The organism is Streptomyces sp. LUP47B, from assembly GCF_001746295.1.
Taxonomy (GTDB): Bacteria; Actinomycetota; Actinomycetes; order Streptomycetales; family Streptomycetaceae; genus Streptomyces.
In genome coordinates this window covers 728466-741087 of record NZ_MJAH01000002.1, presented here as the reverse complement: position 1 = coordinate 741087, position 12622 = coordinate 728466, and the positions used below count along the sequence as shown (strand labels likewise).

The 12622-nt window shown below is 68.0% G+C and carries 11 protein-coding genes; 4 read left to right on the top strand and 7 right to left on the bottom strand.

Features of this window, described 5'->3' with window-relative positions:
• Positions 1-49 precede the first annotated feature (49 nt).
• Genes BFN33_RS53095 through BFN33_RS09915 form a run of 4 tightly spaced genes read left to right on the top strand, consistent with a single transcriptional unit; the run spans position 50 to position 2727 of the window.
• Positions 50-211 (top strand): hypothetical protein, encoded by a 162-nt coding sequence (locus BFN33_RS53095; RefSeq protein ID WP_031036334.1) that lies wholly within the window; start codon positions 50-52, stop codon positions 209-211.
• Positions 208-846 carry an aminodeoxychorismate/anthranilate synthase component II gene (locus tag BFN33_RS09925; protein ID WP_007383306.1) on the top strand — a complete coding sequence of 213 codons (639 nt, stop codon included), beginning with the start codon at positions 208-210 and terminating at the stop codon, positions 844-846. The genes BFN33_RS53095 and BFN33_RS09925 overlap by 4 nt, the downstream gene beginning before the upstream one ends.
• Entirely contained in the window at positions 843-1976 is a 1134-nt protein-coding gene (locus BFN33_RS09920) for a class E sortase (RefSeq protein ID WP_069759516.1), read from the top strand. Before BFN33_RS09925 ends, BFN33_RS09920 begins: the two co-directional genes overlap by 4 nt.
• Before the next feature lie 13 nt (positions 1977-1989).
• Positions 1990-2727, top strand: coding sequence for a class E sortase (locus BFN33_RS09915; RefSeq protein ID WP_069759515.1), 738 nt, complete (start codon positions 1990-1992; stop codon positions 2725-2727).
• 96 nt (positions 2728-2823) lie between these two features.
• On the opposite strand, the gene BFN33_RS09910 is transcribed toward BFN33_RS09915, so the two are convergent.
• The 7 genes from BFN33_RS09910 to BFN33_RS09880 form a co-directional block, all read right to left on the bottom strand.
• Positions 2824-3855 carry a restriction endonuclease gene (locus tag BFN33_RS09910; protein ID WP_069759514.1) on the bottom strand — a complete coding sequence of 344 codons (1032 nt, stop codon included), beginning with the start codon at positions 3853-3855 and terminating at the stop codon, positions 2824-2826.
• A gap of 226 nt (positions 3856-4081) precedes the next feature.
• Positions 4082-6079: a Stk1 family PASTA domain-containing Ser/Thr kinase gene (pknB, locus tag BFN33_RS09905; RefSeq protein ID WP_069759513.1), complete on the bottom strand. Its 1998-nt coding sequence runs from the start codon at positions 6077-6079 to the stop codon at positions 4082-4084.
• A gap of 169 nt (positions 6080-6248) precedes the next feature.
• On the bottom strand, positions 6249-7721 hold the full coding sequence (locus BFN33_RS09900; RefSeq protein WP_069759512.1) for a penicillin-binding protein 2: 1473 nt from the start codon (positions 7719-7721) through the stop codon (positions 6249-6251).
• The gene (locus BFN33_RS09895; RefSeq protein ID WP_069759511.1) at positions 7718-9172 is read right to left on the bottom strand and encodes an FtsW/RodA/SpoVE family cell cycle protein; all 1455 of its coding nucleotides are present in this window, start codon (positions 9170-9172) and stop codon (positions 7718-7720) included. The genes BFN33_RS09900 and BFN33_RS09895 overlap by 4 nt, the downstream gene beginning before the upstream one ends.
• 27 nt (positions 9173-9199) lie before the next feature.
• On the bottom strand, positions 9200-10765 hold the full coding sequence (locus tag BFN33_RS09890; RefSeq protein ID WP_069759690.1) for a Stp1/IreP family PP2C-type Ser/Thr phosphatase: 1566 nt from the start codon (positions 10763-10765) through the stop codon (positions 9200-9202).
• Between the two features lie 98 nt (positions 10766-10863).
• Positions 10864-11376 (bottom strand): FHA domain-containing protein, encoded by a 513-nt coding sequence (locus BFN33_RS09885; protein ID WP_037707129.1) that lies wholly within the window; start codon positions 11374-11376, stop codon positions 10864-10866.
• A gap of 10 nt (positions 11377-11386) precedes the next feature.
• Positions 11387-12271, bottom strand: coding sequence for a DUF3662 and FHA domain-containing protein (locus BFN33_RS09880; RefSeq protein WP_069759510.1), 885 nt, complete (start codon positions 12269-12271; stop codon positions 11387-11389).
• Positions 12272-12622 lie beyond the last annotated feature (351 nt).

Genomic DNA, 12622 nt, shown 5'->3' with positions numbered 1-12622 from the left:
GTGCGGTACGGCGTGTGTGTGGGTGCCGTGGTGCGACGGAAGGGACGGCATGTACGGCTGGATCTGGCGGCATCTGCCGGGGAACGCATGGGTGAAGGCGTTCCTCTCACTCATGCTGGTCGTTGCTGTGGTCTACGTCCTGTTCCAGTACGTGTTCCCGTGGGCCGAACCGCTGCTGCCCTTCAACGATGTGACGGTGGACAACCAGTGAGCGCGCGCATTCTCGTCGTCGACAACTACGACAGCTTCGTCTTCAACCTCGTCCAGTACCTGTACCAGCTGGGTGCGGAGTGCGAGGTGCTGCGCAACGACGAGGTGTCGACGGCGCACGCCCAGGACGGCTTCGACGGCGTCCTGCTCTCGCCCGGCCCCGGCACGCCGGAGGAGGCCGGGGTCTGCATCGAGATGGTGCGCCACTGTGCCGCGACCGGGGTGCCCGTCTTCGGTGTCTGCCTCGGCATGCAGTCGATGCAGGTGGCGTACGGCGGCGTGGTGGACCGCGCCCCCGAGCTGCTGCACGGCAAGACCTCCCTCGTCGAGCACGAGGGCAGGGGCGTCTTCGCCGGGCTGCCGACGCCGTTCACGGCGACCCGGTACCACTCCCTGGCCGCCGAGCCGGCGACGGTCCCGGCCGAGCTGGAGGTCACCGCGCGGACGCACGACGGGATCGTCATGGGGCTGAGGCACCGTGAACTCCCGGTCGAGGGCGTGCAGTTCCACCCGGAGTCGGTGCTGACGGAGCACGGGCACCTGATGCTGGCCAACTGGCTGGTGGAGTGCGGCGACCAGGGCGCGGTGGCGAGGTCGGCGGGGCTCGCCCCGGTGGTGGGCAGGGCCACGGCGTGACGGCCCTGCGCCCCGAGCGCGAGGACTTGTACGGCGACGCGTCGTACGAGTCCTACGGCGGCGATGCCTACGGCGGGGAGTCCTTCGGCGGTGGTTCCTACACCGAGAAGCCCTACGCCGAGGAGCCGCGCGTCGAGGAGCCATACGCCGAGGAGTCTTTCGGCAGGGCACCTGCGGGCGCGGAGTCGGCGCCGTACGTGCCGCCGGCCGATGACGAGACGGTGGCGCTGCGGATCCCCGATCCGCCGCCGCCCGCCATATCTGCCTCTGCGGCCTCTTCCGTCACATCCGCCACTGGATCCCCACAGGGCGGCCGTGCGGCCCGCAGAAAGGCCGCCAAGGGCCGTCACGGACGTCATGGTGCCGGAGCCGCCCCCGAAGCGCAGCCCGAGCAGGAGTCGCCGGACGGGAAGCCGCTCTCCCGGATCGAGGCGCGACGGCAGGCAAAGGCGCGCAAACCCGGCGCGGCCGTCGTCGCGAGCCGGGCGCTCGGTGAGGTGTTCATCACCACCGGTGTGCTGATGCTGCTGTTCGTCAGTTACCAGCTGTGGTGGACGAATGTGCGGGCGCACGCGCAGGCGGACAAGGAGGCCAGCAGCCTCCAGAACGACTGGGCGAGCGGCAAGGGCGCGCCGGGCACCTTCGAGCCGGGCCAGGGCTTCGCTCTGCTGCACATCCCCAAGCTGGACGTGGTGGTGCCGATAGCCGAGGGCGTCAGCAACAAGAAGGTCCTCGACAAGGGCATGGTGGGTCACTACAGCGAGGGCGCGCTGAAGACGGCGATGCCCGACGCCAAGACCGGAAACTTCGCCCTCGCCGGGCACCGCAACACCCACGGCGAGCCCTTCCGTTACATCAACAAGCTCTCCCAGGGCGACGCGATCGTCGTCGAGACGCAGGACAAGTACTACGTCTACAAGATGACGTCGACGCTGCCGGTGACGGCTCCGAGCAACACGAGTGTGATCGACCCCGTCCCCAAGGGATCCGGTTTCACCACGGCCGGCCGCTACATCACTCTCACCACTTGCACGCCGGAGTTCACCAGCAAGTACCGGTTGATCGTCTGGGGCAAGATGGTCGAGGAACGGCCGCGCAGCAAGGGCAAGCCGGATGCGCTCGTCCAGTAAGGGCAGATGACTAGTGGCAGCGACCACCGAGCAAGAGCAGAACACCGGCACTCCAGCGCCGCGTCGCCGCGGCCCCGGCCGGATCGCCATGGCGGTCAGTTTCTTCGGTGAACTCCTCATCACCGCGGGCCTGGTGCTCGGCCTGTTCGTCGTCTACTCGCTGTGGTGGACGAACGTCGTCGCGGACCGCGCGGCGGACAAACAGGCCGACAAGGTGCGCGACAGCTGGACCGAGCGGACCACCGGCGGTCCCGGTGCGCTGGACACCAGGAACGGCATCGGCTTCCTGCACGTCCCCGCGATGAAGAACGGCGAGGTCCTGGTCGAGAAGGGCACCGCGACGAAGATCCTCAACGACGGCGTCGCCGGCTACTACACCGACCCCGTCAAGGCCACGCTCCCCACCAGCGGCAAGAAGGGCAACTTCTCCCTCGCCGCCCACCGCGACGGCCACGGCGCGAAGTTCCACAACATCGACAAGGTCAGGACGGGCGACGCGATCGTCTTCGAGACCAAGGACGAGTGGTACATCTACAAGGCCTACGCCGTTCTCGCCGAGACCTCGAAGTACAACGTCAAGGTCCTGGGCCAGATCCCCAAGGAGTCCGGCAAGAAGAAGGCCGGCCACTACATCACGCTGACGACGTGCACGCCGGTGTACACCTCCCGCTACCGGTATGTGGTGTGGGGCGAGTTGGTACGCACGGAGAAGGTGGACAGCGAGCGGACGCTGCCGAAGGAACTGACCTGACTGAGCTCCTTGAGGGAGCTCAGTCACCTAGCATGACGAAGGCCCGAAGCCGCAACTATCTCTTGCGGCTTCGGGCCTCTCTGCGTCGGGCCGTGCCTACTCCAGGACTTCCAGCGGTTCCCCGGCGCTCCACTGCTCCAGCAGCCCACGGTGTACGACGGTGATCCCGGTCTCGGCGGCGATGCTCAGGGCCTCAGGGGTGAAGGGACAGGTCGCCACGTAGAGGGCCACATCCGCGTTGTGGAGAACCTTCGCCGCCCCGACGAACTTCTGGACCTCCGGGCTGGTGATGTTGAGGTAGGGCGCGAACCTCTTGCACTGCACGACGAGCCGTCGTCCGGCGGCAGTGAGCCCGATGATGTCGACACCCCGGTCCCCGCGACCGCCCTGTACGACGACGTTGGTGCAGCCGTCCCGGCGCAGCAGTTTGGCGATGTGGTGTTCGAACGTGCGGCCGTTCATGGCGTCCATGGCGGCCATGACTCCGACGGTGGGCCGGTCGTCCCGTACGCCTTCGAGTCGTTGAAGGCGGGTGTGGTGCTGATGCAGCCGTCGCTCGATGCGCTGGACTCCTGCCCGCAGGGCGATCAGTTCCTTGCGGTGCTCGCCCGATGTTTCGATCAGGGCGTTGAACATCGGTACGACGGTCTTGCCGAGGATGTGGGTGATGCGTTGGTCGATGCGGTCGCCGAGGGAGACGGTGTCCGTGTGGACAGAGTTATCCACAGGCTGGGTGCGGGCCAGGTACTCCATGTCCAGGAGGTACACACGCACCTGACGTGCGACTTCGCTGTCGCGGAGGAGCATGGCGACGTTGAGGACGGCTCGGCGGGAGAAGAGAGCGAGGGATGCGGTGCGCGACTGGAGCCCACTGAGTTCCTTGAAGGAACTCAGTTCTGAACCTGTCAAAGTGTGGTACCCGTTGGCTTCCAGCTCGGCGCGGTGGTCGAGCACGAGCGAGCGAATGGCTGTGAGGCCGACCTCGAAGTACGCCGCCACCATCGCCGTGGTCACATGCATCCCGTCCGGCAGTAGCGACAGTGCTTTGACCCTGTCGAGTACGTTCGTCCGTTCCAGCACGCCGTCGCGCAGGGTCCTGGATTCCAGCAGTGCCGATTCGTTGATCACGTTCTGCCCTTCCGGTTGAGGCATGGCCCATGGCCAGGGCAGAGCTTCGTCACCCCACCCCAACGGATCAACGAGTCGTAAGCATGGGAAGACACGATCGGTATGCGAACACGTCGGCGGAAGGTCACCGGCTCCACTCCCGATGCGGACGCGGGTCGGCATGACAAAGCCCCGTCGCCCTGTGGTGGGCGTCGGGGCTTGTCACTGTGCGGAGTTCTCCGTGCGGTCAGCCGCTCCCGCCTCCGAAGAAGTTTCCGCCGCCGTTGTTGCCGCCGTTGTTGTTGCCGCCGACGCCCACAGTGGCCAGGGTGATCGGGGTGTTGCCCGGGTCGTCGACCTCGTTGCCCCCGCCCGGGTCCTGCTGGGCCACCAGGGCGGTGTCGCTCTGGTCGCTGCCGTTGGCGAACTGGATGTTCGTGAAGCCGGCGCTGTTGAGGATCTGCTTGGCCTGGGCGACCGTGCGGCCCCTGACGTCTGGGACCTCGACCTTGTCCTTCGGCTTGCCGATCTGGATGTTGACCGGGGAGTTCTTGTCGACCTGGGTGCCGGCTTGCGGTGTGGTCGAGATGACCTTGTTGATCTTGCTGGTGTCGTCGGTCTCCACCTGGGTGCAGTTGCCGACGAGGTTGTTGGCCTGCATCTGTGCCCTGGCTTCGTCACAGGACCGGTCGACGACATCCGGGACCGTGGACTTAGCTTCGGCCTTGGCGATGGTGAGGGTGACGGTGGAGCCCTTCTCCACCTCCGCGCCCAGTTTCGGGTCCTGGTTCAGGACGGTGCCCGGCTCTTCGGTGGACACCTGCTGCTTGGTCTTGACGACGAACTGGTACTGGTCGTCCTCCAACGTCTCCGTGGCCTTGTCGACATCCAGGCCGAGGACACTGGGGACGGCCACCTTGGGCGCCCCGGTGGACACCACGATGCTGACGGCGGAGTTCTTGTCGACCTTGGTGCCGCCCGTCGGGTTCTGCTCGCAGACGTTGCCCTTGGCCGTGTTCTCACACGCCTTCTGCGTGACGTCACCGACCTTCAGGTCGACGTTGCCCAGCTGTTTCGTGGCGTCGGCCCGCGACTGGTTGACGATGTTCGGCACGGCCACCTGGTCGTTGCCCGCGCCCCCGTTGCCGCTGAAGATCCACTTGCCGATCAGGATCGCGCCGACGAGCACCAGGATGCCCGCCACCACCAGCAGGATCGTCGAGGTGTTCGACTTCTTCTGGCGGCGCCGGTCGGGGCGGTCGTCGTAGCCGAAGCCGCCGTCGTCCGGGCTCATGGGCGGCAGCATGGTGGTGGCGCCCGCGTCCGAGCGCAGGGCCGTGGTCGGCTGGTCGTCCGGGTAGCCGCCGTAGCCCACCGAGCCCATCGCCGCGGTGGCCGCGACCGGCTGGCCGTCGAGGCAGGCCTCGATGTCGGCGCGCATCTCGTCGGCCGACTGGTAGCGGTAGTTCGGGTCCTTGACCAGGGCCCGGAGGACGATGGCGTCCATCTCGGGCGTGATCTCCGGGTCGAAGACCGACGGGGGCTGCGCCTCCTCGCGTACGTGCTGGTACGCGACGGCCACCGGGGAGTCGCCCACGAAGGGCGGACGGACCGTCAGCAGCTCGTAGAGGAGACAGCCGGTGGAGTAGAGGTCGGACCTCGCGTCGACCTGCTCGCCCTTCGCCTGCTCCGGCGAGAGGTACTGCGCGGTGCCGATGACCGCGGAGGTCTGCGTCATCGTCATACCGGAGTCGCCCATGGCGCGGGCGATGCCGAAGTCCATCACCTTGACCTGGCCGTTGCGCGTGAGCATCACGTTCGCCGGCTTGATGTCCCGGTGGACGATGCCGCTGCGGTGGGAGTACTCCAGTGCCTGGAGGATCCCGATGGTCATCTCCAGGGAGCGCTCCGGCAGCAGCTTGCGGCCGGAGTGCAGCAGCTCGCGGAGCGTGGAGCCGTCGACGTACTCCATGACGATGTACGGGATCGAGACCCCGTCGATGTAGTCCTCGCCCGTGTCGTAGACCGCCACGATCGCGGGATGGTTGAGCGAGGCGGCCGACTGGGCCTCCCGGCGGAACCGGGCCTGGAAGGACGGATCACGCGCGAGGTCCGCGCGCAGCGTCTTCACCGCCACTGTGCGGCCGAGGCGCGTGTCCATGGCGAGGTAGACCTCCGCCATGCCACCACGGCCGAGCACCTGGCCCAGCTCGTACCGGCCGCCGAGGCGACGCGGCTCTTCCATAGCTTCCTACCAGCCCTCTCCGTCGGTCCCGACCGGCACGTGTGTGCGGTCGGAGGCTGCACTCCGGGCCTACCGTACCCGGCTAGCTTTGTGTGACCTGGCCAAGTGCGTCAGCCGATACAGGACCGGTATCGCAACGTGCACCGATGTGAAGGCGACGTGAGCGGGGTCACTTCTTGGAGTCGATGACCGCCTCCATGACGCTCTTGGCGATGGGCGCCGCGAGACCGCTGCCGGAGATGTTCTCGCGCACCGCGTTGTCGTCCTGGACGACCACGGCCACGGCGACCGGAGCGCTGTCGCCGACCTTGGCGTACGAGATGAACCAGGCGTACGGGTTCTTGCTGTTGTTCTCGCCGTGCTGGGCGGTACCGGTCTTGCCGCCCACGGTGACGCCGTCGATCTGCGCCGTCGTGCCGGTGCCCTTCTGGACGACCGTCTCCATCATCGACTGGAGGATCTGCGCGTTCTCCGCCGACAGCGGCTCGCTCATCTTCTCCGGCTCGGTCTTCTCCAGGGTGTCCACGTTCGGGGCCTGGAGGGAGTCGACCATGTACGGCTTCATCAGGGTGCCGTTGTTGGCGACGGCCGAGGCGACCATGGCCATCTGGAGCGGGGTCGCGGCGGTGTTGTACTGGCCGATCGAGGACAGCGCGGTCTGCGAGGGGTTCATGTCGTCGGAGAAGACCGGTGCGCTGGAGCGGACCGGCGTGAACTGCTCCTCGGTGAAGCCGAACTTCTTGGCCTCTTCGAGCATCTTGTCGTTGCCGAGGTCGGCGCCGATCTTGCCGAAGACGGTGTTGCACGAGTACTGCAGCGCGACCCGCAGGGTGGCGTTCTTGCAGGGGATGTTGCCCTCGTTCTTCAGCTGGGTCCTGGTACCGGTCATGGTCCAGGGCAGCGGGGAGTCGGTCTTCTCGTCGGCCGTCTTGTACAGGCCGTTCTCCAGCGCGGCGGCCGCGGTGACGACCTTGAAGGTGGAGCCGGGCGGGTAGACCTCGCGCAGCGCCCGGTTGAGGCTCGGGTCGTCGGGGTTGTTCTTCTTGTCGAGCTTCTTCCAGGCCTCCGCGTCGGCGTCGCTGCCGCCGGCGATGGTCGACGGGTCGTACGACGGGTAGGAGGCCAGCGCAAGGATCTTGCCGGTGGAGGGCTCGATGGCGGCGACCGCGCCCTTGCCGCCCTGCTTCTTCAGACCGTTGTAGGCGGCCTTCTGCGCGGCGGCGCTGAGGGTGGTGACGACGTTGCCGCCCTCCTTCGGCTTGCCGGTGAGCATGTCGAGGGTGTTGCGGAAGAAGAGCCGGTCGTCGGTGCCGGTGAGGATGCCGTCCTCGATGGACTCCAGCTGGGTGGCGCCGTAGGACTGCGAGACGAAGCCGGTGACCGGCGCCCACATCGCGCCGTCCTTGTAGGTGCGCTTGTACTTGAAGTCGCCCGAGGTCGTCTCCGCGTGCCCGGTGATCGCCTTGCCGTCGACGATGATGTCGCCGCGGGGAGTGGCGTACCGGGCGATGAGGACGCGGCGGTTGTTCGTGTCCTCCCTGAGGCTGTCGGCCTTGACGTACTGGAGCCAGTTGTCGCGGACGAGCAGGGCCAGGACCAGGAGGCCGCAGAAGATCGCGATCCGGCGCAGGGGCTTGTTCATGACGGGCGGACCACCTGGGTCATCTCGGCGTCGGGGCTGGGGGCGGGGGCGGGCGCCGGGCGGCGTGCGGTGTCGCTGATTCTGATCAGGATGCCGATCAGGGCCCAGTTGGCGATGACGGAGGAACCGCCGTACGCCAGGAAGGGCATCGTCATACCGGTCAGCGGGATCAGGCCCATCACGCCGCCGGCCACCACGAAGACCTGGAGCGCGAAGGCGCCGGACAGGCCGATCGCGAGGAGCTTGCCGAACGGGTCGCGGGCGGCGAGGGCGGTGCGGACGCCGCGCTCCACGATCAGGCCGTAGATCAGCAGGATCGCCATGAGACCGGCCAGGCCCAGCTCCTCGCCGAAGGTGGCGAGGATGAAGTCGGAGTTGGCGGCGAAGCGGATGAGCTCGGAGTGGCCCTGTCCCCAGCCGGTGCCGAGGGTGCCGCCGGAGCCGAAGGCCCACAGGGCCTGCATGGCCTGCTCGGAGTGGACGAGGCCGTCATTGCTGCCGTTGCGGCTGAGCAGGTACTCGTGCATGGGGTCGAGCCAGGCCTGGACACGGGTCTGGACGTGGGGCTCGAAGCTGGCCACGCCGACGGCGCCGGCGCCGGACATCAGCAGACCGAAGACGATCCAGCTGGTCCGCTCGGTGGCGACGTACAGCATGATGATGAACATTCCGAAGAACAGCAGCGAGGTACCGAGGTCGGTCTCGAACACCAGGATGAGGATCGAGATCATCCAGACGACGATGATCGGTCCGAGGTCGCGGCCGCGCGGCAGGTACAGGCCCATGAAGCGGCGGCTGGCGAGGGCGAGCGCGTCCCGCTTGACCATGAGGTAGCCGGCGAAGAACACCGCGAGGACGATCTTGGCGAACTCGCCGGGCTGGATGGTGAAGCTGCCGACCTGGATCCAGATCTTGGCGCCGTAGGTGATGTTGGCGCCCAGGCCCGGCACCAGCGGGAGGAGCAGCAGGACCAGCGCGCCGACCATGGAGATGTAGGTGTAGCGCTGCAGGACGCGGTGGTCCTTGAGGAAGATCAGGACGACGGCGAACAGCGCGATGCCCATCGCCGTGTAGATCAGCTGGTTGGTGGCCTTGCCGCCGGCGACATGGATCTGCTGGAGCAGCTTGGACTGGTCGAGACGCCAGATCGCGACGAGTCCGAGGCCGTTGAGCAGGGTGGCCAGGGGCAGCATCAGCGGGTCCGCGTACGGGGCGAACTTGCGGACGACGAGATGGGCGACGCCGGCCAGCAGACCGAGGCCCAGGCCGTAGCTCAGCAGCCCGGTGGGGACCTCGTCGTTGATGGCCAGGCCCACGTTGGCGTACGCGAAGACCGGGATCAGGACGGCGAACACCAGCAACGCCAGCTCGGTGTTGCGGCGGCTCGGGGCGCCGATCGCGCCGATCGTGGACGTGTGGTGCGTCGACGTGTTCGAAGTACTGCTGCTCATCGTGTGACAGGGCCTCTCACGGCGTGCCTACTGCGTACCGCAGTTCCCGACGACCTGCTTCTCCTCGTCCGAGAGGGTGGGGCCGGGGGTGGGAGTGGGCGTCGGGGATGCGGAAGCGTTCGGGGACGGGGAGGACGTGCTCGTCGGGGTCGGTGTGGCCTTGGACGTCAGGGAGGACTGAGTGGTTCCCGTGGTGCCGCCGGCCTGGCCCTCGCCCGTCTTGGAGTTCTTCTCGCTCTCCTTGGCCTGCGCCTCGGCCTGCTTCTTGCACGCGGAGGCCTGGACGCCCAGTTCGTCGATCTTCTTCTGGGCCGTCTTCAGGTCGCCCTCGGCGATGGTGCCCTCGACCGACTTCTGCTGGTACGGCGGCAGGTACTTGAGTTCGATCTCGGGGTGGTCCTTGGACACCTTCGAGAGCGAGACCCACGCCAGGTCCTGGCTGATGCCGCGGTACAGCGCCACGTGCTCGTCGTTGACGCCGACGTAGTACTGGGTCTGCGTCCAGCGCCAGCCGCCGTAGAGGCCACCGCCGATGACGGCGAGCGCGAGGACCGAGTAGAAGGATCTCTTCAGCCACTTACGGCCCTTGCGGGGCTTGACGAAGTCGTCGTCGGAGTAGTCGCCGAAGCTGCCCGCGGGGATGTAGCCGGTGGTGTCGGAGGAGCCGGGATTGCCGTACTCGCCGCCTCCGCCCTGCCCGTGGCCCTGGCGGCCGAGCCCGGAGGCGCGGCCCGCGGGGGTCTGCATGATGTTGTTGTCGTGCAGCTGGTGCTGGTTCTCGGCGACCGCGCCGACCACGACCGGGGTGTCGGAGAGCTGCCCGGCGAGGGTGTCCCCGGTGTCCAGGTCCAGGACGTCCGCGACGATGACGGTGATGTTGTCGGGGCCGCCGCCGCGCAGTGCCAGCTGGATGAGCTCCTGCACGGTCTCCTGGGGGCCCTGGTAGCTGGCGAGGGTGTCCTCGAGCGTCTGGTGGGAGACGACGCCGGACAGACCGTCGGAGCAGATCAGGTAGCGGTCGCCGGCGCGGACCTCACGGATGGAGAGGTCGGGCTCGACGTGTTCGCCGCTGCCCAACGCCCGCATCAGCAGCGAGCGTTGGGGGTGGGTGGTGGCCTCTTCCTCGGTGATGCGGCCCTCGTCGACCAGGCGCTGCACCCAGGTGTGGTCCTGGGTGATCTGCGTGAGGACACCGTCGCGCAGCAGGTACGCGCGCGAGTCGCCGACGTGCACGAGGCCGAGGCGCTGGCCCGTCCACAGCAGCGCGGTCAGCGTGGTCCCCATGCCTTCGAGCTGGGGGTCCTCCTCGACCATGGAGCGCAGCTGGTCGTTGGCGCGCTGGACGGCCACGCCGAGCGAGGTGAGGACGTCGGAGCCGGGCACGTCGTCGTCAAGGGCGACGATGGTGGAGATGGCCTCGGAGGAGGCGACCTCGCCGGCGGCGGCGCCGCCCATGCCGTCGGCGATGGCGAGCAGGCGGGGCCCGGCGTATCCGGAGTCCTCGTTGCCCTCCCGGATCATGCCTTTGTGCGATCCGGCGGCGAAGCGCAGTGACAGACTCATGCGCACCTCGCCCGTCGGCTCCGGGTACATCCGCACGGTGCCCACCCTCCGGTCGGGAGCGCGCCGGGGCCCGGGGTGGGGGCCCACACCGCGTGCTCGCTCCGCTCGCGCCTATTCATGATGTAGCACTACTTCCGCAGCTCGATGACGGTCTTGCCGATGCGGATCGCCGCGCCCAGCGGAATCGGTGTCGGGGTCGTCAGCCGCGTTCGGTCGAGATACGTGCCGTTGGTGGAGCCCAGGTCCTCGACGATCCACTGACCGTCGCGGTCCGGGTAGATCCTGGCATGGCGGCTGGAGGCGTAGTCGTCGTCCAGCACGATGGTGCTGTCGTGCGCCCGGCCCAGCGTGATGGTCTGGCCCTGCAGCGCGACGGTGGTGCCGGTGAGGGTGCCCTCGGACACGACGAGCTTGGTGGGGGCGTTACGGCGCTGGCGGCCGCCGGCGGCCGGTTGCTGGCGCTGCTGCGGAGGCGCCTGCCGCTGGGCCTGCTGGGCCCGGCCGGCTTCCCGGCGCGAGCCGCGCTGGGTGACACGCGTACCGAACAGGTCGCTGCGGATGACCTGCACGGCCACGATCACGAACAGCCACAGTACGGCCAGGAAACCCAGCCGCATGACCGTGAGGGTCAGCTCTGACATTGCCCCCGCTTCACCCTTCGGCTTGCCGGTAAATGATGGTGGTACTGCCCACGACGATCCGCGAGCCGTCGCGGAGCGTAGCGCGGGTGGTGTGCTGCCCGTCCACCACGATGCCGTTGGTGGACCCGAGATCCTGGATCGTCGAGGGCGTTCCGGTCCGGATCTCACAGTGCCGGCGCGAGACGCCGGGGTCGTCGATCCGCACGTCGGCTTCGGTGCTGCGGCCCAGCACCAGCGTGGCGCGGGAGATCTGATGGCGGGTGCCGTTGATCTCGATCCAGTGGCGGGTACGGGAGCCCGGCGCGGGCGCGCCGACCGGGCCGCCGGCGCCGGGGCGCTGGGCCTGGGCCGGCTGCGGATAGCCGTAGCCGCCGGGGGCGCCACGGCCGGGAGGCGGGGCGGACGGCATGGGCGGAGCGCCTGCCGGAGCGGCCGGCGGGTAGCCGTAGCCACCGGCTCCCGCGCCCGGCGCGGCGGGCCGGGCGGCCGGGGCCGCGGTTCCGGGAGCCTGCTGGTCGGTGGAGCCGGCGAGCGTACGGCTGCGCACCCGGTACAGACCGGTGTCGAGGTCGTCCGCCTTCTCCAGGTTGACCTTGATCGGGCCCATGAAGGTGTAGCGCTGCTGCTTGGCGTAGTCGCGCACCATGCTGGCGAGTTCGTCGCCGAGCTGGCCCGAGTAGGGGCTGAGCCGCTCGAAGTCCGGCGTGCTCAGCTCCACGATGAAGTCATTGGGTACGACCGTGCGGTCGCGGTTCCAGATGGTGGCGTTGTTGTCGCACTCCCGCTGGAGCGCGCCCGCGATCTCCACCGGCTGCACCTCGGACTTGAACACCTTGGCGAAGGTGCCGTTGACCAGACCTTCGAGACGCTGCTCGAACTTCTTCAGGACTCCCATGAGGCACCTCCTCCGTCCTTGCCGTCCTGGGTACTGCGCTGTGTGCTGCTTACCTGGTACTGCTTACTGATCGTATCCACGCGCCGGTGAATCGGCTGGTTCCCCCTGTCGGCACTGTCGACGGGTGTCGACGCCTCCGAAGTTCCCTGTGGAGCTCCACTTCGAACTCCGCTGTCGAACTCCTCTGTCAAGGATCGTAGAGGCGGCCGCAGACCAGTGTCCCGCACCTGACTGTGGAGCCCGACCGGCTCCTGGGGAGACGGGTGCTACCGGTACGAGGTTGATACGTGAACAAGCACAGGTGGTTACGTGGCCGACGGCACCCGGGTTCGGTGGACCGCTGCCGAACCC

Excerpts from the sequence above, each read along its gene's own strand:
- BFN33_RS53095 (WP_031036334.1), top strand. The coding sequence starts at position 50 with ATGTACGGCTGGATCTGGCGGCATCTGCCGGGGAACGCATGGGTGAAG.
- BFN33_RS09900 (WP_069759512.1), bottom strand. The coding sequence starts at position 7,721 with ATGAACAAGCCCCTGCGCCGGATCGCGATCTTCTGCGGCCTCCTGGTC.
- BFN33_RS09885 (WP_037707129.1), bottom strand. The coding sequence starts at position 11,376 with ATGTCAGAGCTGACCCTCACGGTCATGCGGCTGGGTTTCCTGGCCGTA.
- BFN33_RS09880 (WP_069759510.1), bottom strand. The coding sequence starts at position 12,271 with ATGGGAGTCCTGAAGAAGTTCGAGCAGCGTCTCGAAGGTCTGGTCAAC.
- BFN33_RS09895 (WP_069759511.1), bottom strand. The coding sequence starts at position 9,172 with ATGAGCAGCAGTACTTCGAACACGTCGACGCACCACACGTCCACGATC.
- pknB (WP_069759513.1), bottom strand. The coding sequence starts at position 6,079 with ATGGAAGAGCCGCGTCGCCTCGGCGGCCGGTACGAGCTGGGCCAGGTG.
- BFN33_RS09890 (WP_069759690.1), bottom strand. The coding sequence starts at position 10,765 with ATGTACCCGGAGCCGACGGGCGAGGTGCGCATGAGTCTGTCACTGCGC.